Origin of the sequence: Agrobacterium tumefaciens, assembly GCA_025559845.1 — a bacterium.
GTDB lineage: Bacteria > Pseudomonadota > Alphaproteobacteria > Rhizobiales > Rhizobiaceae > Agrobacterium.
Map to the genome: position 1 here is coordinate 2,860,772 of CP048469.1, position 26,194 is coordinate 2,886,965.

Here is a 26,194-nt window from a genome sequence, read left to right on the forward strand (position 1 = left end):
TGGCTCAAGGCGGGATCATACCATTCACATTTGCGGGAGCGCGCTCTGCCATTCCTTGATAGCCTCAACCGGCCAGACAAGCATGACGACATTGAGTGTCAGGTTATCGCGGATCAACCAGCCAGTGAATATTTCGAAGAAAATGGCAATGATGACGGTCAGCCAGACCGGAACACGGGCCGCGAACAGAAAGCCGAGCGCCATGAAGATCGTGTCCATGGCAGAGTTCAAGATGCTGTCACCGGTGTAACCAAGCGCCATGGTCGCAGTACGATAACGATCAATGATAATAGGCGAGTTTTCGAGAATTTCCCACGCCGCCTCAACCAGAACCGCGAGCGAAAGCCGCATCATGAGCGGCTTCTTGCGAAACAGCAGCCAGGCGAACCAGTAGAACAGGAAGCCATGAATGATGTGCGAGGGAGTGTACCAATCGGCAAGATGTTGCGAATTTCCCGGCGTATTCACACCTGGCTCGAACAGCTTGATGTAACCGCACTCACAGATCGGAATGCGGCCCATGAAATAGAGAATGACGATCTGCAAAAGAAGAAGCCCGGCAGCAACACCAAACCACTTCAGCGCGCTCGAGCGGGAAGCCGGCATCTCCGCAACTGTCATTTGTCGTCCTTGTTCAGCGGCTCAAGCGAGTGACGCATGACGAGCGGCATCTGTGCCATGGTGAAGATGATCGTGATCGGCATGGTACCCCACACCTTGAACGCGATCCAGGTGTCGGTGGTGAACATACGCCACACGACCTCGTTCAGTACCGCCAGGAACAGGAAGAACACGCCCCAGCGCAGGGTCAGCTTGCGCCAGCCTTCATCCGTCAACTTGAATGCCGAGTTGAAGACGTAACCCAGAAGCGACTGTCCGAAGAACAGCCCGCCCAAAAGGATAACGCCGAACAGCGCATTGACGATGGTCGGCTTCATCTTGATGAAGGTATCGTTCTGCAGCCAGAGCGTCAGGGCGCCAAACACCAGCACCACGATACCGGAAATCAGCGGCATGATAGGCAGCTTGCGAGTCAGCAACCAGGAGATGCTCAACGCCAGCGCCGTGGCAATCATGAACAGGCCGGTAGCGATGAAGATCGGGCCGCCGAATTCCGTCAGGACCGGAAAATGCGTCGCAAGCCATTCACCACGCGAATTGGCAAAGAAGAAAACAAGCAGCGGGCCAAGCTCGAGCACAAATTTCAGCAGCGGGCTGATCTCCGCCACCATTTTTTCGCTTTCCTTGGAATTGCTTTCGATATCCATACTCAAACTCCCGCGATGGCCTTGGCGAAATCCTCCGCCTCGAACGGCTCCAGATCGTCCACGCCTTCGCCCACGCCGATGAAATAGACCGGCAGCTTGTGTTTTGCAGCAATGGCAACGAGGATACCGCCTCGGGCCGTGCCATCCAATTTTGTCATAATCAGGCCCGAAACGCCCGCGACGTTGCGGAAAATTTCCACCTGGTTCATGGCATTCTGACCGGTGGTCGCATCAAGCGTCTGAAGAACGGTGTGCGGCGCATCCGGATCGAGCTTGCCAAGCACGCGCACGATCTTCTCAAGCTCCGCCATCAGCTCGGCCTTGTTCTGCAAACGCCCGGCTGTGTCGATAATCAGCACGTCGCTTTTTTTGGCCAGCGCCTGCTCATATGCGTCGTAAGCGAGACCGGCGGCATCAGCACCGAGCTTGGTACCGATGAACTCCGAACCCGTGCGGTCGGCCCAGATCTTCAATTGTTCGATGGCAGCGGCTCTAAACGTATCGCCCGCCGCCAGCATGACCTTGAGGCCGGAGCCGGAAAGCTTGGCAGCCAGCTTGCCGATGGTCGTCGTTTTACCGGTGCCATTGACACCCACGACCAGAATGACATGCGGCTTGTGAGAAAGATCAAGCTCAAGCGGTTTGGCGACAGGGGCAAGAACCCTGGTAATCTCGCCGGCCATGATACGCGCCACGTCTTCGCCACTGACATCCTTGCCGTAACGCTCCGAAGACAGGGCACCGGTAATGCGCATGGCTGTCTCAACGCCGAGATCGGACTGGATGAGCAGATCTTCAAGCTCATCAAGCGTGTCCTCGTCCAGCTTGCGCTTGGTGAAGAGTGCCGAAATCTGGCTTGTCAGCTGTGAAGAGGTGCGGGCAAGCCCGGCGCGCAGACGTTGAAACCAGGTCAGCTTGGCCGCCGGAGCAATCTCCACGGGTTCGACACGCTCGCTGGCCGACGAAAAACCCTTTGGCAGGGATGGCGCAACGGCCGGCAGAGAGGTCTCCTCGACTTCAGGCGTGTCATCGATATTGGTCTCTGGCGCCAGATCGGCGCTTTCAACAACCTCGACAGGCTGAACAACCTCGGGAAGCGGCTCGGGCTGGAGGGCTTCCTCTTCTGCCGCAGCCTCGGCCTCAAGCAGCGAAAGCGGCACCATGCCAATCTCACCAACCTGTTCGCTACCGGGCAGAATAGGCGCGTCCTCCTCCTCGGAAGCCGCCTCGTCTTCGTTCAAATCGACAGCGACGTCATCAGGTGAAGGGCCACCGGCTGTCTCCACCTCGACGGCAAGGACAGGATCATCCGCGAGCGGAGCGGTCGCTTCGGCTTCGTGCAGGACCTCTTCAAAGGATGAAAGCGCGTCATCTTTGGCGGGCGCGGAATCGTCGAGCGGCTTCTCGCCTGTCTCGGCCTTATCCTTACCGAATGAAAAGACTTTCTTGATGAAGCCGAGGGCCATGAGTGTTCCGTGTCTTGTGAGCGTCAGGCCGCGTTCGCAGCCAGAAGCTCCATGCTGAGATGTTTGCCGTTGTGGCCCGTAATCGCAACCTGCGCAAGCGTGCGCGGCATCAGTGCAGGTGCTTCGACGAGCGTGAAATTGTCGGTGTGGGCAAAACCGTTATTCTCCACGAGGATCGTCTGCACAGAACCGACCATAGTCTCGAGATGGGCATGCTTCAACGCCTCACCGCGTTCGCGCAGTCGGGCAGCCCGCTCCTTGATCAGGCCGCGATCAAGCTGCGGCATACGCGCCGCCGGCGTTCCGGGACGCGGGCTGTAGGGGAAAACATGCAGACTGGAAATCCCGCACTCTTCCGCAAGCGTTGCAGCGTTTTCCGCCATTTCTTCGGTTTCGGTCGGAAAACCCGCAATCATATCGGCCCCGAAGGCAATGTCTGGCCGGAGCGCCCGCACGTCGCGACAGAAACGGATTGCATCGTCGCGCAAATGGCGACGTTTCATACGTTTCAGGATCATGTCGTCGCCATGCTGTAGCGAAAGATGCAGGTGCGGCATGAAGCGCGGTTCGTCGGCAATCAGGTCCATCAGATGTTTGTCGGCTTCGATGCTGTCGATGGAGGAAAGCCGCAGGCGCAAGATTTCCGGCACCTGTTTCAAAAGTGTTTTCGCCAGATATCCGAGCGACGGCTCACCCGGCAGATCAGCGCCGTAACTGGTTGCATCTACCCCTGTCAGAACGATTTCGCGATAACCGCCTTCCGTCAGCTTGCGGGCCTGCTCCACCACCGCACCCATCGGTACGGATCGGGAGTTACCGCGACCATAGGGAATGATGCAGAAGGTGCAGCGATGATCGCAGCCATTCTGCACCTGAATGAAGGCGCGCACATGCCCGTCGATATGCTTGACCATCTGCGGCGCGGTCGCCTTGATGCTCATGATATCATTGACGCGTAGCTTCTCTTCGGCCGAAACGCCAAAATCAGGAAGGGAGCGGTAAGAGGCGCTTTTCAGCTTCTCTTCGTTGCCAAGCACGGCATCGACTTCCGGCATGTCGGCAAAAGTCTGTTTTTCGGTCTGCGCGGCACAGCCTGTAACGATGATGCGTGCATGCGGGTTGTCGCGTCGTGCACGGCGGATCGCCTGACGGGCCTGCCGTACGGCTTCGCCCGTGACAGCACAGGTATTGACGAGAACGGCATTGTTGAGCCCGGCCTTTTCGGCCTCCGCCCGCATCACTTCCGATTCATAGGTATTGAGACGGCAGCCGAAGGTTATGACCTCGACGCCGCTCATATCGCCCCCTGCTCGGCAGCGGCATCGCGCTGCCATGTACCCGTGGCAGGATCGACCGACCCCGACCATTCCCATTCAGCAGGACCTGTCATGATGACATGATTGTCTTCGCGCCATTCGATCGTCAGCGGCACGCGGATCGGGCTGGAAGCGACATCGATGGTCACCGATTTTCCGGTACGACCTGTCCGGGCGGCCGACACCGCCGCAGCACACGCAGCCGAACCGCAGGCAAGCGTAAGCCCTGCCCCACGCTCCCAGGTCCGCGTGCGCAGAGCGCTATCAGATATGACCTGCGCCAGCGTGATATTGGCCTTCTCAGGAAACATCGGGTGGTTTTCGAGAAGCGGCCCGATGCGCTCGAGATCGAAACTCATCGGATCACGATCCACCCAGAACACGGCATGCGGATTGCCCATCGACATCACGGCAGGCGAATGCAGGATCGGATTATCGATCGGCCCGATCTGCAATTCAATGCGGCTTGTGTCGTGGAACTCTTCCGAAAGCGGAATATCCTGCCAGCGAAAACGCGGAAGCCCCATGTCAACGGAGATCATCCCGTCTTCATGTTCCACGGCATTGAGGATACCCGCGACCGTCTGGAAGGTGAAAACCTTCTTTCCTGTTTCCGAGGCCAGTGCCTGCACCACACAGCGCGTTCCGTTGCCGCAGGCCTGCGCCTTGGTCCCATCGCAGTTTAGAATATCGATATAGGCGTCCGTTCCATTTGTGCGCGGGTCGTGAATGGCCATGATCTGGTCGAACTGCGTCGCCGGATCGGCATTGAGCGCAACCGCAGCCTCAGCACTGACCATATCCTTGCGGCCGCGCATGTCGACAACCAGGATCTTGTTGCCAAGCCCGTTCATCTTTGCAAATTCGACCGTATCCGCCATCGTTCTGAACCTGAAAACCGCTAAAAATGGAAACGCGCACCGGATCGATCCGGTACTTTCGCCCTATATGGCGGAAAAGGCAGTAAATTACCAGACCGGGCACGCCGAAACGCCTAGGACGAGGTGACCGGCACATCGAACACTTCGCCGGGACGCATAGGCCGGAAACGACCGTCTGCAACCCCATGTTCGCTCAGTGCCGCCGTGAGCGCAATGACCGGTGCATCGATGGCTTCATCAGTGAGCTGAACCGTTCCCCAATGATGACCGCAGGCATAGGCAGCGCCGCAAATCTTCATGCCCTCGACTGCCTCTGCAGGGTTCTGGTGCTGGCCTTTCATGAACCAGCGCGGTTCGTATGCTCCGAAAGGCAGGTTGGCGAGACGGAAGCCGCCGTGCTTCTTGGCCATGGCATGATAGTTGAGACCATTATGAAAGCCGGTATCGCCAATGTGATAGATCTTGCCACCCGGCGTTTCGATGACGAAGGCCGCCCAGAGCGCCATACGCCGATCGTTCAGCCCGCGCGCTGACCAGTGATGGCAGGGCTCGAAGTGGATTTTCACATCCGGACCGACAGCAACAATATCGCCCCAGTCCCCCGTCGAAATCCGCGCAGCCTCGACGCGCGTACGGATGATCGCATCGTTTCCAAGCGGTGTGACAAACAGAGGCTTGTGGTTCACATGCAGTCGATGAAGCGTTTCAAGGTCCATGTGGTCGTAGTGATTGTGCGTTATCAGCACCACATCGATCGGCGGCAAGTCCTCGAAACGGATACCGGGAGCATTGACGCGTTTTGGGCCAGCAAAACTGAAAGGGCTGGTGCGTTCCGACCAGACAGGATCGGCGAGAATGTTCAGCCCCGCCGTCTGAATGAGAAAGGAAGCGTGGCCGACGAAGGTAATGCGCAGATCCTTGCCCACGACCCGTTCGCTGGGTTTTGCCAGAGGAAAAGGGCTCGGATAGTCTTCCGGCCAGGAGGATTTCTGGCCGTTGAACCGCCATTTCATCAGATCGAGAAAACCGCCTGGCGGCGCACCGCCGGGATTGAAGAAACGCACACCATCGAAATGGTCGGACGCCGGACCGGAATAATAGGCGCCAGCATTGGAACGGCTGGCAAAAAGCCCGCCGCCTGCCAGAGCAAGCGTGCCGATTGCAGCAAGGCGGAAGAAGTTTCGACGTTTCATAACAAAAGCTATAAGAAGCCTCATAGCCGCGTTCAAGGCACATTGCGCCGTATAAATGCGCCCTCACGAAGTCGTCACTGCGAGCGCATGTCAGCTAAAATGCCTGCACGCCTTGACTTTCGCCCGGCTTTACTGTTTATCCGGCCCGATTAGCTGGCAGTTTCAAGACTCCAAGCCACCGACCGGGACCCGAAAAGGTATAAAGAGATCCCGGAGGTCAACACCCGACAGCGCGATGCGCCCTCGGGTGCTTTTGGGCTTTGCGTCTTGTTTTTGACAGCAAAAGCACCGACGTTTCGGAAACCCCGGAACGAAGAAGGAAAAGACGATGTTTGAAAGCCTCCAGGACCGCCTTGGCTCCATTTTGAATGGACTGACCGGCCGTGGCGCACTGACGGAAGCCGATGTTTCCGCAGCTCTGCGCGAGGTTCGCCGTGCGCTTCTTGAAGCAGACGTGGCGCTTGAAGTCGTTCGTTCCTTTACCGACAAGGTGCGTGAAAAAGCGGTCGGCGCAGCCGTCCTGAAATCCATCAAGCCTGGCCAGATGGTCGTCAAGATCGTTCATGACGAGCTTGTCGAAATGCTGGGCACAGAAGGCGTCTCCATCGACCTTCATGCCGCAGCCCCCGTCGTCATCATGATGGTGGGCCTTCAGGGCTCCGGTAAAACCACAACCACCGGCAAGATTGCCAAGCGCCTGACGGATCGCGAGAAGAAGAAGGTGCTGATGGCATCTCTCGACACGCGCCGCCCCGCCGCACAGGAACAACTCAGACAGCTTGGCGTCCAGACTGGCGTCGATACGCTGCCGATCATCGCCGGCCAGTCACCGACCGACATCGCCTCGCGCGCAGTACAGGCCGCGAAGCTTGGCGGCCATGACGTCGTGATCCTCGACACCGCAGGCCGCACCCACATCGACGAACCGTTGATGCTGGAAATGGCCGAGATCAAGAAAAAGTCCAACCCGCACGAAATTCTGCTGGTAGCCGACAGCCTGACAGGTCAGGACGCCGTCAACCTCGCACGCAATTTCGATGAGCGTGTCGGCATCACCGGTCTTGTCCTGACCCGTATGGATGGCGACGGTCGCGGCGGCGCGGCTCTGTCGATGCGCGCCGTTACCGGCAAGCCAATCAAGCTGATTGGTACCGGCGAGCGCATGGGCGAACTCGACGAGTTTCATCCACGCCGTATCGCCGACCGTATTCTCGGCATGGGCGACATCGTTTCGCTGGTCGAAAAGGCTGCGGAAAATATCGACGCCGAGAAGGCGCGGGCCATGGCCGAAAAAATGGCCAAGGGCAAGTTCGACCTGAACGACCTCGCCGACCAGCTTCGCCAGATGAAGAAGATGGGCGGCATGGGCGGCATCATGGGTCTGATGCCCGGCATGGCCGGCATGAAGGACAAGATGGCCTCAGCCGGTCTGAACGACAAGATGTTCGACCGCCAGATCGCCATCATCTCTTCTATGACCAAGGCAGAGCGCGCCAACCCGGATATTCTCAAGCATAGCCGCAAGAAGCGCATCGCCGCCGGTTCCGGCACCGACGCTGCCGAGATCAACAAGCTGCTCAAGATGCATCGCGGCATGGCCGACATGATGAAAGCCATGGGCGGCAAGGGCAAGGGCGGCATCATGAAACAGATGATGGGTGGCCTTGCGGGCAAGATGGGCCTCGGTGGAATGGGCGGCATGCCCGACCTGTCGAACATCGATCCCAAGCAGTTGGAAGCGCTGCAGAAACAGGCAGAAGCTGCGGGCCTAGGTAAGCCTGGCGCCATGCCGCCAGGTCTTGGACAGGGCTTGCCCGGCGGGCTTCCCGGCTTGGGCAGCAAACTGCCCGGTCTTGGTGGACTTCCGGGCCTGCCCGGTTTTCCGAAGAAGAAGTAAGGCAGGGGGACATCATGACCACGACCGAAGTGAAGGCCCAGCTTTCCGAATACCGCCAGTCGATCGACAACATCGACGCCGCACTGGTTCACATTCTTGCCGAACGTTTCCGCTGCACCAAGGCAGTGGGCGTATTGAAGGCAAAATACAATTTGCCGCCGGCAGACCCGGCGCGCGAGGAATACCAGATCGATCGCCTTCGCCGTCTGGCAAAGGACGCCAATCTGGACCCGGATTTCGCCGAGAAGTTCCTGAACTTCATCATCACCGAAGTCATCCGGCATCATGAAGCAATCGCCGCCGAACATGGCGGCAACGAAAAAACCGCCTGATCGGCGGAAAACACCTCAAGGAGTAAATAACATGGCACTGAAAATTCGTCTCGCCCGCGGCGGTTCCAAGAAGCGTCCGTACTACCAGATCGTCGTTGCTGACGCCCGTTCGCCGCGCGACGGCCGTTTCCTCGAAAAGGTTGGTTCCTGGAACCCGATGCTTGCAAAGGATAACCCGCAGCGCGTTGAGCTGAAGGTTGACCTCATCAAGGAATGGATCGCCAAGGGCGCACAGCCGACCGACCGCGTTCTGCGCTTCCTCGCAGAAGCTGGCCTGGCTGAGCGCGACGCTCGCAACAACCCTGAAAAGGCAAAGCCGGGCAAGCGCGCTCTGGAGCGCGTTGCTGAGAAGAAGCAGAAGGCTGAAGACGCCGCTGCTGCTGCCGCAGAAGCTTCTGCTGCAGAATAATCTGCAAGCGATCGCTTGAAGAGCGGGTGGCGTGGTTTACCGCGCCGCCCGTTTTTGGTTTATTGTGCTGTGAAAACGCCATAAACCGAAGACGATAAACACCAGATGACGGACGGCCCGATGGCAAAACTGGAAAACCCGGTTCTCATGGCAAAGATTGGCAGCGCGCAGGGCCTGCGCGGCGAAGTGCGAGTGAGTTCGTATACGGACGATCCGATGGCGTTGGGCGACTACGGCAATCTGGTCAGCGCCGATGGCCGCGTCTTCGAGATACTGGAAGTTCGCGAAGGCAAGAACGTCGTGGTCATCCGCTTCAGAGGCGTCAACGACCGCAATGCCGCCGAAGCCCTGAACGGGCTGGAACTCTTTGTCGATCGCGACAACCTGCCCGACGAAGAGTTGGATGACGACGAATTTTATTACGCCGATCTCGAAGGGCTGGAAGCCGTCGATGCCGAAGGAAACAGCTATGGCGCTGTCAGTGCCGTATTTGATTTCGGTGCAGGTGATCTGCTGGAACTGAAGGGTGCCGGCCGACGCCCGACGCTGATCCCCTTTTCGGAAGCCGCAGTTCTCGAAATCGATCTCGATGCCGGAAAAATTCTGATCGATCCCATGGCGGCAGGCCTGATCGACAATCCCGACGACAAGGACGAAACCGGCGTTTCGCCGTTCGGCAAGAAATAATCCATGACCTTCAAGGCTACCGTCCTGACGCTCTACCCGGAAATGTTTCCCGGCCACCTTGGCTATTCTCTGGCAGGCAAGGCCCTGGATAAAGGGCAATGGTCGCTGGAAGCGGTGCAGATCCGCGAGTTCACGACGGACAAACACCGCAGCGTCGATGATACACCTGCTGGCGGTGGTGCCGGGATGGTGCTGAAACCGGACGTTCTGGCCGCAGCCATCGATCGTGTATCCGAAGGCGATACGCGCCCGCGCCTGCTGATGAGCCCGCGTGGCAAACCCTTGTCCCAGGAGCGTGTCCGCGAACTCGCCGCTGGTGAGGGCGCAATCATTGTTTGCGGTCGCTTCGAGGGTGTCGACCAGCGTGTGATCGATGCGCGCGAACTGGAAGAGGTTTCCATCGGCGACTACATTCTGTCCGGCGGAGAACCGGCGGCCTTGACGCTTCTCGACGCGATTGTTCGGATCTTGCCGGGCGTTATGGGCAACGATCTCTCAGGCGTTCATGAGAGCTTTGAAGGCGGATTGCTGGAGCACCCGCATTATACCCGACCGCAGATATGGGAAGGACGCGACATTCCTGCCGTTCTGACCTCCGGCAATCATGCCGCCATCGATAAATGGCGGCAGGCTCAAGCGCTGGCGCTGACAAAAGAACGTCGTCCGGACCTGCTGGACAAGCCTGCGTCTCAGGCCGACAGGAAATAATAGCCCGTCAACACCAGCCCGACGGCAATGACAAGCCATCGGATGATCCATTGCGGCACCCGCCTTGCCGCGTGAACACCAGCATAACCGCCAAGTGCGGCTGCCGGAAACATGATGAGTGCCGCCCACCACGACACGACGCCGCCACTGACGAAGATCGTAATCGCGATAATGGCAATCACCACCGACAGCAGGTTTTTCAGCGCATTGAGATGATGATAGCTGCCGCCGGACGTGACGCCCAGAATGGCGAGCATCATGATGCCCATACCGGCCCCGAAGAAGCCGCCATAAACAGACGCTAACCCCTGGAAGACAAGGCTTGGCAGATTGCCTGGAGAGCGCTCAGCGCTCGATCTCGGACGCAGCCACGGCCCCGCCGCAAATACGGCTGTCGCGGCAAGCAGCAGCCACGGCACGAGTTGGCGGAAAGAAGGGTTATCAAGCGACAGGAGAAGTAGCGCGCCGGCCAGTCCACCTACCACGGAAACGGCTGAGAGCAAGATTGCCTCGCGCCAGTGTTTGCGAATTTCCGGGCCATAGGCGATCACAGAGGTGATGTAACCGGGAAACTGCACAATGGCGGACGTGGCATTGGCAACGATTGGCGGCAAACCGGCAAGTGTCATTGCCCCGAAAGTCAGAAATGTGCCGCCACCGGCAATGGCATTTACGACGCCCGAAAGAAAGCCGGTCGCGAAAAGCAGAAGAACGATAAAAATGGACATGGCCCCTCCCAAGGTTCTCATGCCATAAAGGCGGAGTTCGATCCCGACAACCGCCTCGATCAACGAGCGGAAGATAAAATATTGTCACAAAAGGGATGACAAAACGCGCGTCGTCGTGTATGTGCCCGCGTGGAAATGGGAAAACTCCCTTAACCGCAAGCAAAGAATGGCGAACCCGCTCCTGCCGAAAGGCACGATCCCAAGGCTGTGACCGAAGGATGAGATGTTGAGCGCTCTGGCTGTTTCAGAAGAAATTAGAGGTTAACATGACCAATATCATTCAGCAGCTGGAAGCCGAACAGGCTGCCAAGATCGAAGCCAAGCGCACCCTGCCCGACTTTTCTCCGGGCGACACGGTTCGCGTTAACGTTCGCGTTACGGAAGGTAACCGTACCCGCGTACAGGCTTACGAAGGCGTTGTTATCGCTCGCTCCGGCGGCGGCCTGAACGAGAACTTCACGGTTCGCAAAATCTCCTACGGCGAAGGCGTTGAGCGCGTATTCCCGGTTTACTCTCCGCTGGTTGAAGGCGTTGAAGTCGTTCGCCGCGGTAAGGTTCGCCGCGCGAAGCTCTACTACCTGCGCGACCGTCGCGGTAAGTCTGCACGTATCGTTGAAAACACCGGTACGCGCGCTCGCAAGCTGAACGAAGCCGAGCGTCAGGCTATTGCCGACGAAAAGGCACGTCTGGAAGCTGAAAAGGTTGCAGCAGCACAGGCTCTCGCAGCCGAGAAGGCAGCAGCCGAAGCCGCAGAAGCAAAGGCAGCGGAAGAAGCAGCAAAGGCTGCTGAAGGCGCAGCAGAATAAGATTTCCCATTACGGGATTTTTTCGAAAAGGCGGTCTTTGGACCGCCTTTTTTGTTGCCCGCTCTTTACTTGCCCCAGCCGTCGCAACCGTGCATTTTCGAGAAAACTCTTTCAGGAGATGCCTCGTGACCACCAGACGCCTGTTCCTCGCCACCCTCGCCGCTCTGAGCACCGCTCCTCTTCTGGCGCGCGCGGCCGAACTGCCCGACCTCAAGGGGCGTACCGTTGTCGTGGTGACCGAGAATGCCTACCCGCCGCTGCAGTTCATCGATCCGAAATCAGGCGATGCGATCGGCTGGGAATACGATGCCATGAAGGCGATCGCCGAGCGGCTGAACTTCAAGCTCGAATACCGGAATATCTCCTGGGATGCGATGATCCAGGCCGTGTCGGACGGGCAGTACGACATCGGCATGACCGGCATCAGCATCAAGGATGAACGCAAAGCGAAGGTCGATTTTTCCGACCCCTACATGCGCTCTGAAATGTTCATGCTGGTGCGTTCCGACGAAACGCGCTTCACCGACGCAAAGAGCTTTGCGGCCTTTGAAAAAGGCCTGGTCGGGGCACAGGCAGGAACCACCCCCTTTTATACGGCCGTCTACGATATTCTCGATGGCAATGAACAGACCCCCCGCATCAGGCTCGTGGAAACCTTTGGCGCCAGCGTCCAGGCTTTGATGACGGGCGATGTCGATCTCGTGCTCACGGATGGCGTGGCGGGCAAAGGATATGTGGAAGTCTCGAAAGGCGCTCTGAAGCTGATCGGCGATCCATTGGGGGGCGATGATTTCGGCTTCATCTTCAAGAAGGGCTCCGATCTTGTCGCGCCCGTAAATGCGGCTATTGCGGCTCTAAAGGCCGATGGCACCTTCGCGGCTCTCGATAAGAAGTGGTTCCTGGATTACAAGCTCGGCGAATGACCTGAGCCGACGCATGTGATGGGGACGAAATCGTTTTGAGTGCCGGACAGACGAAGAATGACGAGGATTTTCCGTGGTGGCTGATGGCGATCCTTGCCATTGGCATCGGGCTTGCGGCCCTAATCGCAGTCAATGACCTTTACACCCAGGTTTTCACCACCGTCGCGAAGGGTATCGGTATAACGATCTTCGTGACGCTAGTCGCCTTCGTCCTCGCGACACTTCTGGGCCTTGGCATTTCACTACTCAGCATGGCCGACAACATCGTGTTGCGACAGTTCGCTCGATTTTACATCGAAGTGATCCGCGGCATACCGGTTCTCGTCCTGCTCTTTTACATCGCCTTTGTCGGCACGCCGGGACTTGTGAGTCTCTATAATTGGCTGACTGTACCTCTGGCTGAGAGCGGATTGCTTGAGCCCTTGTTGGTGCGCGACGTCTCGCTGACATGGCGTGCAATCATTGCTCTGGCGATTTGTTACGCCGCCTTCATTGCCGAAATCTTTCGGGCAGGCATTCAGTCGGTATCATCCGGGCAGATCGAGGCTGCGAAGGCGCTCGGTCTCAATCGCTATCATCGTTTCAGGCTGATTGTGTTGCCGCAGGCATTGAGGACAATCTTTCCGCCGCTTTCGAACGACTTCGTCGCCATGGTCAAGGACAGTTCGCTCGTTTCGGCTCTGGGAGTCACCGATATTACCCAGATGGCCAAGGTCTATGCAGCAGGTTCGTTCCGCTTTTTCGAGACTTACTCGATTGTCGCCTATGTCTACCTGATCCTGACGATCGGCTTGTCGCTGATCTTGCGGCGCGTTGAAAAGGCTTTGCGCTCGAAGCAGCACTGAGGCGTGGCGCGACAGCCGGGAAACCCGGCTGCCGCATTTTCGTTTGTCAGGCAGTCGCCCTGTTTTCGCTGGCGATCGTGCGCGTGGCGATAATGACCAGCACGCCGGCAACAGCAAGGCAGAAAGCCAGGAAGAACATCGGTGCGATGGTGCTTCCGGTCTGATCCTTGATCCACGGCACCACGTTCTGTGCGACGAAACCGCCGAGATTGCCGACCGAGTTGATGGCCGCAAGACCGGCAGCAGCACCAGCTCCCTTGAGGAAGCGACCAGGCAGGCTCCAGAACACCGGCTGGCCGGCGAAAATGCCTGCAGCAGCAATGCAAAGGAACGTGAACTGCAGCACCGGAGTGGTCAGCAAAGCCGACATCAGAAGGCAGGCCGCACCAATGAAGGCAGGACCGACGATGTACAGCGTCTTGTTCTTGGCACGATCCGCAGCAGCCGGAATGACATACAGCGAGATTGCGACAGCGATCCACGGAATGATATTGATGAAACCATTGGCCGTGTTGGAAACGCCGAAGCTCTTGACGATGGTCGGCAGCCAGTAGCTGAGCCCGTAGGCGGCAAGCGGGAAACCGACATAGCAGAGCGACATGAACAAGACGCGCGGATTGATCAACGCCCTGAAACCATCATCGGCGTGTTCTTCCATACCGGAATTTTCAGACGCGATACGGTTCTTCAACCAGTCCTTCTCGTCCTGCGTCAGGAACTTCGCCTTGTCGGGCGTATCGTCCAGATAGAAGAGCGTAAAGATACCGGCGATAACCGCAGGAACGCCAGTGGCGAGGAACACCCATTCCCAGCCTGCATATCCGAGCAGACCGTCCAGATCGAGCAGCATGCCGCCGAGCGGCGCGCCGATCGCATTGGCAAGCGCACTGAAGATCATGAACAATCCGACCATACGGGCGCGGTAATCCCGCGGGAACCAGACAGTCAGCAGATAAAGAACACCAGGGAAGAAGCCGGCCTCACACGCTCCCAAGAGGAAGCGCAGAATATAGAACATCGTCGGGCTGCTTGTGTAGGCAAGCGCGATCGTGACCAGACCCCAGGAAATGATGATGCGTGCGAACCAGCGGCTTGCACCGAAGCGCGTCAGCAGCAGATTGCTTGGAACTTCGAAAATAAAATAACCGATGAAGAACAGCGAAGCGCCGAGCCCATAGGCATATTCGCTCAATCCAAGATCGTCCACCATTTGCAGCTTGGCAAAGCTGACGTTCTGACGGTCGATATAAGCGATAAGATAGAGAACGCCAAGAAACGGCATGAGCCGCCAGGTGATCTTCGAGATAAGGGACTTTTCAGATACCATGTGCTTTCCCTCCCTTCGATTCCTCGTTCGAAATGCAGATGATAAGGCGCTCCGTCTATATGTGCAGCGCACAACAAGCAAGTTGCAATGCAGCAATCACCCCGCAATACAGGGGATTTCAAGGCATTTCGCGTAAAAAACTGGCATTTCGTGGCGATAAAATCGGCACTCTCGCCACCTCGGCCTGATATTGCCGTAGCGTCCGCGATCTGGTATGAAGGCAACCATGGAATCGAAATTCGGATGTCTCGCGCAGAATATCTACGTGCTGCAAGACCATAAGCGTCTGCCAGCCCGTTTCTTCGCGCGCATCGCCGGGGCGCTCAACAGCCGACTTAGGCTCGCCTGACAGCATCTGCTGTCCACCTCATATCGATCCCCAATTTACCTTTTGAATGACAAGGCAAAGAGCCATGAGCGCACCGCGTACCCTGTATGACAAGATCTGGGACGACCACGTCGTCAACCGCGACCCGGATGGGACCTGTCTCATCTACATCGACCGTCACCTCGTTCACGAAGTGACGTCGCCGCAGGCCTTCGAAGGCCTGCGTATGGCAGGTCGTCCTGTCCATTCGCCGACCCGCACCCTGGCCGTCGTCGACCACAACGTTCCAACCACTGCCGATCGTCTTGAGGGCATCAAGAACGAAGAAAGCCGTATTCAGGTCGAAGCACTGGCGCAGAACGCCAAGGATTTCGGCGTTGAATATTACTCCGAGCGTGACAAGCGCCAGGGCATCGTTCACATCGTTGGCCCTGAACAGGGCTTCACCCTGCCTGGCATGACGATCGTCTGCGGCGACAGCCACACCTCCACCCACGGAGCCTTTGGCGCATTGGCGCATGGTATCGGCACCTCGGAGGTTGAGCACGTTCTGGCAACCCAGACGCTGATCCAGAAAAAAGCCAAGAACATGCTGGTGCGTGTCGACGGCAAGATACCGGAAGGCGTGACGGCAAAGGACATCATCCTCGCGATCATTGGTGAAATCGGCACCGCCGGCGGTACCGGCCACGTGATCGAATTTGCCGGCGAGGCGATCCGTTCCTTGTCCATGGAAGGCCGCATGACGGTCTGCAACATGACGATCGAAGGTGGCGCCCGCGCTGGTCTCATCGCACCGGACGAAACGACGTTCGAATATATCAAGGACAAGCCGCGCGCACCGCAGGGCGAAACGCTGGAACAGGCGATCGCCTACTGGAAGACGCTGAAGTCGGATGAAGGCGCGCACTACGACAAGATTGTCGTGCTGGATGCCGCCAGCCTGCCACCGATCGTTTCCTGGGGCTCGTCGCCTGAAGACGTGACATCCGTTCAGGGCACTGTTCCTGATCCGGACAAGATTGAAGATGAGAACAAGCGTGCCTCCAAATGGCGCGCTCTGGAGTATATGGGCCTGAAGCCCGGCACCCGCATGACTGATATTCCTGTCGATCGTGTCTTCATCGGCTCGTGCACCAATGGTCGCATCGAGGACCTGCGTGCTGCGGCAAAGATCGTTGATGGCCGCAAGGTCGCGCCGACAGTCTCCGCAATGATCGTCCCCGGCTCCGGACTGGTGAAAGAGCAGGCGGAAAAGGAGGGTCTGGACAAGATCTTCCTCGACGCCGGTTTCGAGTGGCGCGAACCGGGCTGCTCCATGTGCCTTGCCATGAACGATGACCGTTTGAAGCCGGGCGAACGTTGCGCCTCGACATCGAACCGCAACTTCGAAGGCCGTCAGGGCTACAAGAGCCGCACACATCTGGTTTCCCCCGCCATGGCGGCGGCGGCGGCCATCGCCGGCCACTTCGTCGATGTTCGTGAATGGCAATAAACGTCGAAGCCAAACCAGGCTGACAAAAAACCCCGGAGCGATCCGGGGTTTTCTTTTTGGTTATTCCGAAATGATCTTCACCCGCTGGCCGGGTTGGAGAGTGGCTGTCGCGCTCAACGCGTTCAGTACTCTGAACATGTCAAGCTTGCGATCCGTGCCCATCATACGCGCCGCCATCGTCGCCACTGTCTCACCGGGTTTTACGGTAATGACCCGTACGCGCAGCGGTTTCAGCGAGGCAATCTCCTGTGGCGTCATCCGCCGGAAACTGCTGCGCAGAACGTTGGCAACACTGTCAAGCTGCGGGCTGCCTTTTGGCACGGCCGTCAGAAAACGGAAGATCTGTTGGCCGACACGGATGACGGTCACATCGAAATCCCATTTGTCGGCGGACGCACGGGCCGTTGCGGCCTCGAGCCCATTGACCTGGGTTTCACGAACGGTTTCCGGGATGAGGCCCGCCACCCAGCCACTCGTGAGATAGTTCGCAAGACTGGTCTGCTTGGGATCGGCAACGCCATCAAAACGGATGGCCATGTCGCCAGGTCCGGTCGCCAGAACGGCTTCCACCTTGTTATCGATCACGAAGCCTTCCGGAACATCGAAACGGATGCCGAGCGTGCCGTGCAGGAATGTCTGCCCACGGACGTAACCTTCCTGCGGGCTGTCGCCATAAAGCAGCCCATCGATGCCATCGAGGAACCAGTCGCGGCCACGATCACCGACCTGACCTTCCTGGCCGAAGGCGCGGGCATGACGCCGCGCTAACTCGATACGTTGTGGTGTATTCGGGTGGCTGGACAGGAAGTCGAGGCTCTGGTCACTGTCGGGATCGGCGGACGTGAAGCGGGCGTAAGCGGCCATCGAGTCAAGGAACCGGGGCGACGCGAAAGGATCGTACCCTGCCTCGCCCAGCATGCGCACGCCGATAACATCAGCCTGCAGTTCCTGCTGACGGGAAAATGCTGCAAGTCGCAGCTTGCCACGTGCCAGCGCCTGCTTGCCGGCGAGGTCGCTGGACAGCACCTCGGCAACCACCCTGCTGGCAATAACCTCCGCTTCTTCACGACGCTGACGCTCGATCCCGTGATTGGCGGTGACATGGCCCATTTCGTGCGAAAGCACAGCCGCTACTTCCGACGCGTCATTGGCAAGCGCCAGAAGACCACGCGTCACGTAAAGATAGCCACCCGGCAATGCAAAGGCATTGATCGCCGGCGAATTGAGGATTGTGATGCGATACGATTGCTGCGGATTTTCCGATACCGCCGTCAGCGCACCGGTAATGCGCGCAACCAGCCGTTCCGTTTTTGCATCGTGATATTCACCACCGTAACTCGCCACGATGCGGGGATGCTCACGCGCACCCATCTGGGCACGCGGGTCATTCTTTTGCACCTCTTCCACGGTCTGCGGATTGTCGGACGGCCGCAACGTAGATTGGTAAGCCGGGCTGAACAGAGACTGGCAGGAAGATAGAATGACGGAGGATGCCGCAAGCACAGAAAAAACTTTGGCCGCTCTGCCGAAACGCTGAACGCCTGAACCGGAGAACAAACCCCTCTGTGCAGTCACGCAATTTTTCATTCTGTTAGTCTGCTCCTAACGTTCCTGATCATCCGTTAATTGCAGACCAGAATATCATATTCCCCTCGACCAGCACATGAATGCCGCAGAGGTAAAAACGATCCTTCGCACCCGGACTATTTTTGAAGAAGGCAATAGTTACCGTGTTCTCGGACAACAACTTGAGTCTCGCAAGTGCAAATTAGCGTCATTGAAGTCGTGTGGTAAAGCGATTGCCAGCGGGCCGCGTCGAAAATAAGGCGATCATCCATTCAGGAAGCCCTCAATGACCTTCACATTTTGTGTGGCAAAGAAATCATCGACCGAACCCGAGTAGAGAACGCTGCCCCGATCAAGAAAAACCACATCCTGAGCCAGCTTCTTCACGTCATCGATATGATGCGTGACAATAACGACGGTATGTTGTGTTTCGGCTTGCAGTTTAACAAGCAATGAGACCATCCCGGACCGCAAACCCGGATCAAGCGCGGCAAAAGGTTCATCAAGAAGCATGACAGGCTTTTCGCGCACAAGCGCGCGTGCCAAAGCCGCTCGCTGCCTCTCCCCGCCCGACAGTGTGTTCGGCATGCGTTTTCCAAACCCCGCCAATCCAACGCGCTCAAGCGCAAGGTCAATTTCCTGCCTGTCCTTTGCCTGCAATTTCAAAGACGGACTGACGCCAAGCGCAACATTGGTGAAAATGTCGAGATGCGCAAAAAGGTTGTTGTCCTGAAAGATCGATGAAACGGGACGTTCGGAGGGATCGAGCGCCTTTACGTCCTGCTCATTGATCAGGACTCGACCGGTGTCCGGCATCTCGAATCCGGCAACAAGGTTGAGCAAAGTCGACTTGCCGGAACCCGAGGCACCAACGACAGCCGTAATTCGTCCTCTGTGGAAACTGCAGTCAAACTGAAAGCTCTGCGACCCGAGTGTTAAGCTCACCTCATCCAGCCGAATCGCCAGATTTTCCCTACTCATGCGCTTCCCTTTGATGATTTGGAACTCGGCACACCGCCAGCCGCAAGCAACAGGCAAACAAGACCGAGAATGAAGGCGTATCCCGCCGCATCATTCGTCCGATAGCTGCCCATATTGCTGTAAACCAGCCAAGGTAAGGTCACAAAGTTCTCCGAACCGAATAGAGCAACCGCACCAAGGTCGCCAAGCGAAAGTGCCATTGAAAATGACATGGCCATGGCAAGAGACCGCCACAGGACAGGCATGTCGATCAGACGCATACGCGAGAAAGTTGAGATGCCAAGACTTGCCGATAGCCGTCCGGTGCGGGCGCGGTGCGTCGCAATGGCTGGCTCCAGTACCCGCATGACAAGCGGCAGGGCCATCAGCATGTTGATCAGGGCGACGAGCAAGGGGGCAAACAAATTGACATCGCCCAGTGGTCTCAAAAGCAAAAACCAGCCACTTCCGAGGACCACAGGCGGCACGAGAAGGACGAGTGAAGAGCCTGCTCCATAAAGTACCGAGACGAACCGCAAGGGCGCCGTAACTCTTCGTTTTGAAGAAATCGCCTGCCGCGCAGCAATCAACGCAACGCAGCAAAGCACGGCAAGTGTCCCCGACAGCAGCGCAATGAAAAAGCTGGTGGTCGCGGCCCGCACAAAGACCGGCGCCGAAACAAGCCGGATCAGATCGGCACTGAGCCCGGAAGCAGCGACGGCCGCAAGCGGCAAGCCGACCAGAAGGATCACGAAAACAATGGCCGCTCCGTCCCAGACCCGGGCAGCGATACCGAAACTGTCAAAACGACGGATCGGTCGTCCCAGGGATGCAATCTCCGCGTCCTGCGAGGGAAACAGGGAAAGCAAACCAAGAAGAACGGCCGTCAGGGTGATCTGCATCAGCGAAAGGGCAATCGCGCGCTGTGGATCGAAATCAAATCGCAGCGCCTGGTAGATGGCCACTTCGAGTGTCGTTGCCGCAGGTCCACCTCCCAAAAGCAGAACAAGCGTAAAACTGGTGGCACATAGCATGAAGATGAGCCCGGCAATGCCCGGCACGAGGCGCATGACTGCAGGCCACTCGATGAAGCGAAGCACCGATAACGAGCCCATACCAAGGCTCGACGCCATGCGCCAATATTCTGCGGGCACGCGCTCCAGCCCCGCCAGCATCAACCGAACGGCCAACGGCAGATTGAAAAATACATGCGCAACGAGAATGCCAGAGAGGCCGTAGATGCTGAATGGCTGCTCTTTGCCGAGCGACAAAAGCGCGGTGTTCAGCGCACCTTGCCTGCCCCAGATCGCGATGATCCCGAAGGCCCCGACAATTGCTGGCAGACCCATCGGAACCGCCAGTAGCCTGATTATCCAGATACGGCCGGGAAAACGTCTTTGCCGGGCCAGCGCCAGCGCCACCGGCAGACCCAGAATGATGGAAATAAGGGTGGACAGCGTAGCCTGATAAAGCGTGAAACGGAGGATGCGCAGCGTATAGGCATCCAGAATTCCCGAAGCCGACGTTCCAGCATCAAACGAAAGCAGCGCGACGACGGCAAGCGCCATGAACAGAAAAACGGCGGTAAACGCCGCCGTTCCTCCAATCATCGACCATCTGTAGTCGCGACGCAGCATCATCTGTTCGCCTGAACTTCCCTTAATTGACGCTCATGGCCGCAAGCCACTCATCGATCCAGGCCTTGCGATTTTTCGCCACCTCGGCGGAGTCCATCAGAAAGGTCTTTTCCGGCTGCACCAGTTTAGAAAAAGCTTCCGGCAACGGCTTCGAAGTAGCGGAAACTGGCATCATCCAGTTGTTTTCCGGAATGGCGTCCTGAAAACCCGGCGTCAGAGTGAAGGCAAGGAACTGTTTGGCAAGCTCCTTCTCCGGCGCGTTTTTCAGAAGGCCTGAAACCTCGATCTGGATATAATGCCCTTCAGAAAACGCTGCGGCCTGATAACGATCGGTGTTCTCCGAAACCATGTGATAGGCGGGCGACGTGGTGTAGGAGAGCACCATCGGCACTTCGCCCTTGGTAAAGAGGCCGTAGGATTCCGACCAGCCCGGCGTCACCGTCAAAACGCGGTTCTTCAGTTTTGCCCAGGCCTCCGGCGCCTTGTCGCCATAGACCGACTTGACCCAGAGCAGCAGACCGAGGCCCGGCGTCGAGGTGCGCGGGTCCTGGATCGCGATCTTTTGCGACGGATCGCCGTCAACCAGATCCTTCAGGCTTTTGGGCGGGTTCTTGATGGTCTGCGTATCATAGATAACGGCAAAATGGCCGTAGTCATATGGCACGAAAACATCGTCCTGGTAGCCGCCCGGTACTTTCGCCGCGGACACATCAATGTCGCCTGCCTCGAACAGACCGGTCTGTTTGGCTTCCGCCACGAGATTGGTGTCGAGGCCGACCACAACGTCAGCCTTCGAACCAGCGCCTTCCAGTTTCAGGCGGTTGAGCAGCGCCACACCATCAGCAACACCGACGAAATTGACCGTGCAGTTGCAGATTTTTTCGAAAGCCTCTTTCACCTTGGGGCCGGGACCCCATTCTGAAACGAAGCTCTCATAGGTGTAGATAGTCAGTGTCTTCTTCTCTTGCGCCGCGGCAAGACCCGGCAGCAGCAGAGATACGGCAACAATGGAGTTCAGCAAGAAACGACGACGCACGCGCACCTCCTAAAAACGAAAAGGGGATCAGGCGCTTGCGTGTAAGCTGTCTAATCCCTACGCCGGTATGAACCAGATCAGGTTCTTCGGGTTGGCGAACCTCTCAGCCTTGTCTCCAGAAAAAAGACAAGACACCCCGTTAGATCAAAGCAAGGATGTAAACCTGCCGCTGTCGCTTGGCAAGACGGCCTGTTGTCAGGCCTGCTCCGTCATATGCACGAGTTCCCAGACATGGCCGTCAGGGTCCTGAAAGCTGCCGGCATACATGAAGCCATGATCCTGAACCGGCTTCCATCTGCTGCCACCCGAGGCGAGTGCCGCCGTAATCGTACGGTCGATCTCCTCACGGCTCCCTGCCGAAAGGCAGGTCAGCACCTCTGTACTGCTCGCCGCATCACAAATATCGCCATTGATGAAATCCCGAAAACGCTCTTCCTGCAGAAGCATCACGAAGATGTTCTGCTCGACAATCATGCAAAGCGTACGATCGTCAGAATATTCCGGATTGAAGCTGAACCCGAGCGCCGTAAAAAACGCTCTCGATCTCTCGATATCCTTGACAGGCAGGTTGACGAAAATCATCCGCATGGTCCGAACTCCTCCATTGGACTGACAGGAAAAGCCAATTTGCTTCCCCTGTCAAAGTCAGAGCAGACGAAACCGTTCCCGGAATTCCGCTTTTATCCTTCAAGCTCTTCGCGCAGCATCTCCAGTTCCAGCCACTCTTCTTCCATGGCTTCCAGCTTTTCGCGCAGCTTGGTCATTTCCTCCGCCAGCTTGTTGAAGGCGGCCGGGTCTTTGGTGAACAGGTTGGGATCGGCCAGTCGCTCTTCGCGCCTGGCGATTTCGCCCTGAGCTTTCTCCATTTCCTTCGGCAGATTTTCCAGCGCGAACTTCTGCTTGAAAGAGAGCTTTGCCTTGCCCTTGGCAGGTTCCGCAGATGAAGAGGCAGACGATGTGCTCTTTGCCTTTTCCTGCTTTTCCGCTTTCCGTTTTTCCTCGGCAGCACCTTTTCGCTGCGCCATCATATCGGAATAGCCACCGGCATATTCGATCCAGCGGCCATCCGGCGCATCGGGATTTGCCGGTGCGATGGTGGAGGTGACGGTACGATCGAGAAAATCACGATCGTGGCTGACAAGAATGACCGTGCCGGAGAACCCGGCGACGATTTCCTGCAGAAGATCGAGCGTTTCAATATCGAGATCGTTGGTCGGCTCGTCGAGGATCAACAGGTTGGTCGGACGCGCGAGAATGCGTGCCAGAATGAGGCGGGCGCGTTCACCACCCGAGAGGTTACGGATAGGCGTACGGGCCTGTTCCGGCTGGAACAGGAAATCCTTCATGTAGCCCGTTACATGCTTCAGCTCACCGTTGACGATCAGGTTGTCACCGCGTCCGTCCGTCAGATAATAGGCCAGAGTGTCTTCCGGGTTCAAATCCTCGCGCTTCTGATCGAGCGTCGCAATCTCCAGATTGGTGCCGAGCTTGACCGTTCCACCATCAGGCGCAAGCTGCCCCGTCAACATCTTGAGGAGCGTCGTTTTGCCTGCGCCGTTCGGCCCGACCAGGCCGATACAGTCGCCACGATGCACACGCAGTGAAAACGGTGCGACGATGGTGCGTTCGCCATAGGACTTGGTGATGGCGTCCGCTTCGATCACCAGCTTGCCTGACTCACGCCCTTCGGTCACCGTTGCCTGGACGGAGCCCTGCGGCCCCTTGTGCCCGCGATAGGACGCGCGCATGGCCTGCAATTCACCGACGCGACGCATATTGCGTTTGCGCCGTGCTGTGACGCCATACCGCATCCAGTGCTCTTCGCGCTCGATGGCCTTGCCAAGCTTGTGCTGCTCGAGTTCTTCTTCTTCCAGAACCTTGTCGCGCCATTCCTCGAAATGCGCAAAACCGCGATTGAGGCGGCGAGACTGGCCACGATCCAGCCAGACAGTGGCGTTGGACACCTTTTCGAGAAAACGACGGTCGTGCGAAATCAGTACCAGTGCACTTCGCGTCTGCTGCAGCTCGTCTTCCAGCCATTCAATCGTCGGCAGGTCCAGATGGTTGGTCGGCTCGTCCAGCATCAAAATATCCGGCTGAGGCGCCATGACACGCGCGAGCGCCGCACGACGCGCTTCACCGCCGGAGAGGTTTTGCGGATGCTCCTGTCCCGTCAGGCCGAGATGTTCGAGAATGTAGGTGACGCGATAAGGGTCGTCGCCCGGCCCGAGCCCTGACTCGGCATAAGCCTGAACGGTATCATAGCCGTCGAAATCAGGTGCCTGTTCCAGATAACGGATGGTGGCGGAGGGATGACGGAAAACTTCACCTGATTGTGCTTCGACCAGGCCGGCGGCAATTTTCATCAACGTCGATTTGCCCGAACCGTTGCGCCCGACAAGGCAGATACGATCACCCGGCTCCACCTGCAGGTTTGCACCGTCAAGCAACGGCGTCACGCCAAAGGTGAGTTTGATATCGTCGAGTTTAAGAATTGGGGGTGCCAAGGTGTCAGGCTCCGGTCAGATCATAGGGTCGGGCAAGCACGATAGCTTTTCCGCTTTTCAGCGAAAAATGCGCCGTGCCGCCATTTGCGACGTTGGAAATAGTGCGGGATGAACCGAAAGCAAGCGCGAACTCCGTAAGCGGATAGCGCACATTGGCAATGTTCAGCCCCTGAAGTGTGGAAATACCGGCAACGGAAAACAAGGAGCCGGCTGGAAGATCGAGATCGAGCACGCCAGGAAGCAACGGATAGGCTTCCTCGTCACCGGATGTCAAAACGACATCGAAACCACTCTCGGCAAGCGCGACGGCATACAGGAAATGCTGAAGCGCATGATCGCTCCTTGCCCCTCCGAAAGCGCCGACCATCACAAGGGAACGAGCCCCACGGACAATCGCCTCTGAAACGGCAATCTCGCCGTCGGTAACAGCTTTTGCCGCTGGATAAGGTTGCCGCTCAATGCCCGGCCATTCGTCGAGAAGACCCGGCTCGGCGGAATCGAAATCCCCGACCCAAAGCTCCGGCGACAGCTCAAGCGTTTTTGCATGCCGCATGCCACTGTCTGCAGCGATGACACGCGTCCCCGACACAACCGTTTTCAGGCGATCCGTGACGGTGACATTTCCGCCAAGCAGAATGGTGAAGCGTTCTGTTTCCATGCCTTGCCTTATCGCAGGTAGGAGCGAAATGGAAAGGCTGAAACCCGCAGAAAACCGCCGATATTGATTTTCCGCCTCGACAGGATTATGTAATCCGCCAGTGGTGATTTGCCGACCGGCTTGCAGCCACTTTAAAGAAGTCGCTAAAGGGTCGAGGAAAAAGGCAATTTCCTGGAGCCGGTTGCGATTTCGCTGCCGGTTTTTTTGTTTTCACGGCCTTTGGCGGCCTGAAAGTGAGAGTTCAACATGCCGATCAAGATTCCAGATACCCTGCCCGCTTTCGAAACCCTCGTGCATGAGGGCGTACGGGTCATGACCGAAACGGCGGCTATCCGACAGGATATTCGCCCGCTCCAGATCGGACTTTTGAACCTCATGCCGAACAAGATCAAAACCGAATTACAGATGGCTCGCCTCGTCGGTGCCTCACCGTTGCAGGTTGAGTTGTCGCTGGTGCGCATTGGCGGTCATCGTGCGAAAAATACGCCGGAAGAGCATCTGCTTTCCTTCTATGAGACGTGGGAAGAGGTTCGCCACCGCAAGTTCGATGGCTTCATCATCACGGGCGCTCCCGTCGAGACGCTCGCCTACGAAGACGTTACCTATTGGAACGAGATGCAGAAGATTTTCGAATGGACACAAACCAACGTCCATTCGACACTCAATGTCTGCTGGGGCGCGATGGCAGCCATCTATCACTTCCATGGCGTGCCGAAGCATGAGTTGAAGGAAAAGGCTTTCGGCGTTTATCGTCACCGCAACCTCAGCCCGTCTTCCATCTATCTGAACGGGTTTTCCGACGACTTCCAGGTTCCGGTGTCACGCTGGACGGAGGTACGTCGCGCCGATATCGAAAAGCGCGCCGATCTGGAAATCCTGATGGAATCGGAAGAAATGGGCGTGTGCCTGGTGCATGAAAAGCAGGGCAACCGGCTCTACATGTTCAACCACGTCGAATATGATTCGACCTCGCTTTCGGACGAATATTTCCGCGATGTGAACGCCGGGGTTCCCATAAAGCTGCCGCATGACTACTTCCCCCACAACGATCCGGACCTGACCCCGCTCAATCGTTGGCGAAGCCACGCGCATCTGTTTTTTGGAAACTGGATCAACGAGATATACCAGACGACCCCCTACGATCTCGACGCTATCGGAGAGCTTGCGGCATAAAACGCGATTGCACATCGTCGCAAAATAACGCAACGTCCGCCGGTCATT

Annotated in this window: 25 protein-coding genes and 2 riboswitches; of the genes, 10 read left to right on the forward strand and 15 right to left on the reverse strand. The window is 57.5% G+C overall.

Annotated elements, in window-relative coordinates; genetic code table 11:
• Positions 1-24 precede the first annotated feature (24 nt).
• From FY156_14315 to FY156_14340, 6 genes are all read right to left on the reverse strand, one after another.
• On the reverse strand, positions 25-621 hold the full coding sequence (locus FY156_14315; protein ID UXS02556.1) for a DUF2585 family protein: 597 nt from the start codon (positions 619-621) through the stop codon (positions 25-27).
• The gene (locus tag FY156_14320; GenBank protein UXS02557.1) at positions 618-1,268 is read right to left on the reverse strand and encodes a septation protein A; all 651 of its coding nucleotides are present in this window, start codon (positions 1,266-1,268) and stop codon (positions 618-620) included. Before FY156_14320 ends, FY156_14315 begins: the two co-directional genes overlap by 4 nt.
• Before the next feature lie 2 nt (positions 1,269-1,270).
• Positions 1,271-2,734, reverse strand: coding sequence for a signal recognition particle-docking protein FtsY (gene ftsY, locus FY156_14325; GenBank protein ID UXS02558.1), 1,464 nt, complete (start codon positions 2,732-2,734; stop codon positions 1,271-1,273).
• A 23-nt stretch (positions 2,735-2,757) separates the two neighbouring features.
• Positions 2,758-4,032, reverse strand: a complete 1,275-nt coding sequence (mtaB, locus tag FY156_14330; protein ID UXS02559.1) for a tRNA (N(6)-L-threonylcarbamoyladenosine(37)-C(2))-methylthiotransferase MtaB — start codon at positions 4,030-4,032, stop codon at positions 2,758-2,760.
• Positions 4,029-4,931 carry a diaminopimelate epimerase gene (locus FY156_14335; protein UXS02560.1) on the reverse strand — a complete coding sequence of 301 codons (903 nt, stop codon included), beginning with the start codon at positions 4,929-4,931 and terminating at the stop codon, positions 4,029-4,031. The genes mtaB and FY156_14335 overlap by 4 nt, the downstream gene beginning before the upstream one ends.
• Positions 4,932-5,044: 113 nt before the next feature.
• Complete coding sequence (locus FY156_14340) at positions 5,045-6,124, reverse strand: MBL fold metallo-hydrolase (protein ID UXS02561.1); 1,080 nt, start codon at positions 6,122-6,124, stop codon at positions 5,045-5,047.
• A gap of 328 nt (positions 6,125-6,452) precedes the next feature.
• On the opposite strand from FY156_14340, the gene ffh reads away from it, so the two are divergent.
• The 5 genes from ffh to trmD all read left to right on the forward strand — a co-directional run bounded on the left by ffh (position 6,453) and on the right by trmD (position 10,157).
• Positions 6,453-8,021 (forward strand): signal recognition particle protein, encoded by a 1,569-nt coding sequence (ffh, locus tag FY156_14345; GenBank protein UXS02562.1) that lies wholly within the window; start codon positions 6,453-6,455, stop codon positions 8,019-8,021.
• Positions 8,022-8,035: 14 nt separating this feature from the next.
• The gene (locus tag FY156_14350) at positions 8,036-8,353 is read left to right on the forward strand and encodes a chorismate mutase (protein ID UXS02563.1); all 318 of its coding nucleotides are present in this window, start codon (positions 8,036-8,038) and stop codon (positions 8,351-8,353) included.
• Between the two features lie 31 nt (positions 8,354-8,384).
• Positions 8,385-8,762 carry a 30S ribosomal protein S16 gene (rpsP, locus tag FY156_14355; protein UXS02564.1) on the forward strand — a complete coding sequence of 126 codons (378 nt, stop codon included), beginning with the start codon at positions 8,385-8,387 and terminating at the stop codon, positions 8,760-8,762.
• 120 nt (positions 8,763-8,882) lie between these two features.
• The gene (gene rimM, locus FY156_14360) at positions 8,883-9,449 is read left to right on the forward strand and encodes a ribosome maturation factor RimM (GenBank protein ID UXS02565.1); all 567 of its coding nucleotides are present in this window, start codon (positions 8,883-8,885) and stop codon (positions 9,447-9,449) included.
• Positions 9,450-9,452: 3 nt separating this feature from the next.
• Positions 9,453-10,157: a tRNA (guanosine(37)-N1)-methyltransferase TrmD gene (gene trmD / locus FY156_14365; GenBank protein ID UXS02566.1), complete on the forward strand. Its 705-nt coding sequence runs from the start codon at positions 9,453-9,455 to the stop codon at positions 10,155-10,157.
• On the opposite strand, the gene FY156_14370 is transcribed toward trmD, so the two are convergent.
• Positions 10,139-10,885: a sulfite exporter TauE/SafE family protein gene (locus tag FY156_14370; protein UXS02567.1), complete on the reverse strand. Its 747-nt coding sequence runs from the start codon at positions 10,883-10,885 to the stop codon at positions 10,139-10,141. The two genes, trmD and FY156_14370, sit on opposite strands and share 19 nt — an antisense overlap.
• Before the next feature lie 266 nt (positions 10,886-11,151).
• On the opposite strand from FY156_14370, the gene rplS reads away from it, so the two are divergent.
• The 3 genes from rplS (at position 11,152) to FY156_14385 (ending at position 13,459) form a co-directional block, all read left to right on the forward strand.
• Positions 11,152-11,691, forward strand: a complete 540-nt coding sequence (gene rplS, locus FY156_14375; GenBank protein UXS02568.1) for a 50S ribosomal protein L19 — start codon at positions 11,152-11,154, stop codon at positions 11,689-11,691.
• 125 nt (positions 11,692-11,816) lie between these two features.
• Positions 11,817-12,614 (forward strand): transporter substrate-binding domain-containing protein, encoded by a 798-nt coding sequence (locus tag FY156_14380; protein UXS02569.1) that lies wholly within the window; start codon positions 11,817-11,819, stop codon positions 12,612-12,614.
• 83 nt (positions 12,615-12,697) lie between these two features.
• Positions 12,698-13,459, forward strand: a complete 762-nt coding sequence (locus FY156_14385) for an amino acid ABC transporter permease (GenBank protein ID UXS03159.1) — start codon at positions 12,698-12,700, stop codon at positions 13,457-13,459.
• Between the two features lie 46 nt (positions 13,460-13,505).
• On the opposite strand, the gene FY156_14390 is transcribed toward FY156_14385, so the two are convergent.
• Entirely contained in the window at positions 13,506-14,786 is a 1,281-nt protein-coding gene (locus tag FY156_14390; protein UXS02570.1) for an MFS transporter, read from the reverse strand.
• A gap of 413 nt (positions 14,787-15,199) precedes the next feature.
• On the opposite strand from FY156_14390, the gene leuC reads away from it, so the two are divergent.
• Positions 15,200-16,609, forward strand: a complete 1,410-nt coding sequence (leuC, locus tag FY156_14395; protein ID UXS02571.1) for a 3-isopropylmalate dehydratase large subunit — start codon at positions 15,200-15,202, stop codon at positions 16,607-16,609.
• 60 nt (positions 16,610-16,669) lie between these two features.
• On the opposite strand, the gene FY156_14400 is transcribed toward leuC, so the two are convergent.
• From FY156_14400 to FY156_14430, 7 genes are all read right to left on the reverse strand, one after another.
• A complete protein-coding gene (locus FY156_14400) occupies positions 16,670-18,184 on the reverse strand; it encodes a M48 family metalloprotease (protein ID UXS02572.1) in 1,515 nt (504 codons plus the stop codon).
• Between the two features lie 255 nt (positions 18,185-18,439).
• Positions 18,440-19,156, reverse strand: coding sequence for an ATP-binding cassette domain-containing protein (locus tag FY156_14405; GenBank protein UXS02573.1), 717 nt, complete (start codon positions 19,154-19,156; stop codon positions 18,440-18,442).
• Entirely contained in the window at positions 19,153-20,775 is a 1,623-nt protein-coding gene (thiP, locus tag FY156_14410; GenBank protein ID UXS02574.1) for a thiamine/thiamine pyrophosphate ABC transporter permease ThiP, read from the reverse strand. The genes FY156_14405 and thiP overlap by 4 nt, the downstream gene beginning before the upstream one ends.
• Positions 20,776-20,794: 19 nt before the next feature.
• A complete protein-coding gene (locus FY156_14415; GenBank protein ID UXS02575.1) occupies positions 20,795-21,808 on the reverse strand; it encodes a thiamine ABC transporter substrate binding subunit in 1,014 nt (337 codons plus the stop codon).
• A 37-nt stretch (positions 21,809-21,845) separates the two neighbouring features.
• A riboswitch (TPP riboswitch) is annotated at positions 21,846-21,957 on the reverse strand.
• Positions 21,958-22,003: 46 nt separating this feature from the next.
• The gene (locus FY156_14420; protein ID UXS02576.1) at positions 22,004-22,396 is read right to left on the reverse strand and encodes a VOC family protein; all 393 of its coding nucleotides are present in this window, start codon (positions 22,394-22,396) and stop codon (positions 22,004-22,006) included.
• A gap of 92 nt (positions 22,397-22,488) precedes the next feature.
• Entirely contained in the window at positions 22,489-24,315 is a 1,827-nt protein-coding gene (locus tag FY156_14425; protein UXS02577.1) for an ABC-F family ATP-binding cassette domain-containing protein, read from the reverse strand.
• A gap of 4 nt (positions 24,316-24,319) precedes the next feature.
• Complete coding sequence (locus tag FY156_14430) at positions 24,320-24,973, reverse strand: thiamine diphosphokinase (protein ID UXS02578.1); 654 nt, start codon at positions 24,971-24,973, stop codon at positions 24,320-24,322.
• A 90-nt stretch (positions 24,974-25,063) separates the two neighbouring features.
• Positions 25,064-25,140, forward strand: a riboswitch (SAM riboswitch).
• Positions 25,141-25,219: 79 nt separating this feature from the next.
• Between FY156_14430 and FY156_14435 the strand changes: the two genes are divergently transcribed.
• Complete coding sequence (locus tag FY156_14435; protein ID UXS02579.1) at positions 25,220-26,146, forward strand: homoserine O-succinyltransferase; 927 nt, start codon at positions 25,220-25,222, stop codon at positions 26,144-26,146.
• Positions 26,147-26,194 lie beyond the last annotated feature (48 nt).

What these genes read in the sequence shown, in the direction of transcription:
- FY156_14385 (UXS03159.1), top strand. Translation starts at nt 12,698, where the DNA reads ATGGCGATCCTTGCCATTGGCATCGGGCTTGCGGCCCTAATCGCAGTC.
- FY156_14315 (UXS02556.1), bottom strand. Translation starts at nt 621, where the DNA reads ATGACAGTTGCGGAGATGCCGGCTTCCCGCTCGAGCGCGCTGAAGTGG.
- rplS (UXS02568.1), top strand. Translation starts at nt 11,152, where the DNA reads ATGACCAATATCATTCAGCAGCTGGAAGCCGAACAGGCTGCCAAGATC.
- ffh (UXS02562.1), top strand. Translation starts at nt 6,453, where the DNA reads ATGTTTGAAAGCCTCCAGGACCGCCTTGGCTCCATTTTGAATGGACTG.
- trmD (UXS02566.1), top strand. Translation starts at nt 9,453, where the DNA reads ATGACCTTCAAGGCTACCGTCCTGACGCTCTACCCGGAAATGTTTCCC.
- FY156_14420 (UXS02576.1), bottom strand. Translation starts at nt 22,396, where the DNA reads ATGCGGATGATTTTCGTCAACCTGCCTGTCAAGGATATCGAGAGATCG.
- FY156_14340 (UXS02561.1), bottom strand. Translation starts at nt 6,124, where the DNA reads ATGAAACGTCGAAACTTCTTCCGCCTTGCTGCAATCGGCACGCTTGCT.
- rpsP (UXS02564.1), top strand. Translation starts at nt 8,385, where the DNA reads ATGGCACTGAAAATTCGTCTCGCCCGCGGCGGTTCCAAGAAGCGTCCG.
- leuC (UXS02571.1), top strand. Translation starts at nt 15,200, where the DNA reads ATGAGCGCACCGCGTACCCTGTATGACAAGATCTGGGACGACCACGTC.
- rimM (UXS02565.1), top strand. Translation starts at nt 8,883, where the DNA reads ATGGCAAAACTGGAAAACCCGGTTCTCATGGCAAAGATTGGCAGCGCG.
- FY156_14405 (UXS02573.1), bottom strand. Translation starts at nt 19,156, where the DNA reads ATGAGTAGGGAAAATCTGGCGATTCGGCTGGATGAGGTGAGCTTAACA.
- FY156_14390 (UXS02570.1), bottom strand. Translation starts at nt 14,786, where the DNA reads ATGGTATCTGAAAAGTCCCTTATCTCGAAGATCACCTGGCGGCTCATG.
- thiP (UXS02574.1), bottom strand. Translation starts at nt 20,775, where the DNA reads ATGATGCTGCGTCGCGACTACAGATGGTCGATGATTGGAGGAACGGCG.
- FY156_14370 (UXS02567.1), bottom strand. Translation starts at nt 10,885, where the DNA reads ATGTCCATTTTTATCGTTCTTCTGCTTTTCGCGACCGGCTTTCTTTCG.
- FY156_14350 (UXS02563.1), top strand. Translation starts at nt 8,036, where the DNA reads ATGACCACGACCGAAGTGAAGGCCCAGCTTTCCGAATACCGCCAGTCG.
- FY156_14430 (UXS02578.1), bottom strand. Translation starts at nt 24,973, where the DNA reads ATGGAAACAGAACGCTTCACCATTCTGCTTGGCGGAAATGTCACCGTC.
- FY156_14320 (UXS02557.1), bottom strand. Translation starts at nt 1,268, where the DNA reads ATGGATATCGAAAGCAATTCCAAGGAAAGCGAAAAAATGGTGGCGGAG.
- ftsY (UXS02558.1), bottom strand. Translation starts at nt 2,734, where the DNA reads ATGGCCCTCGGCTTCATCAAGAAAGTCTTTTCATTCGGTAAGGATAAG.
- mtaB (UXS02559.1), bottom strand. Translation starts at nt 4,032, where the DNA reads ATGAGCGGCGTCGAGGTCATAACCTTCGGCTGCCGTCTCAATACCTAT.
- FY156_14335 (UXS02560.1), bottom strand. Translation starts at nt 4,931, where the DNA reads ATGGCGGATACGGTCGAATTTGCAAAGATGAACGGGCTTGGCAACAAG.
- FY156_14435 (UXS02579.1), top strand. Translation starts at nt 25,220, where the DNA reads ATGCCGATCAAGATTCCAGATACCCTGCCCGCTTTCGAAACCCTCGTG.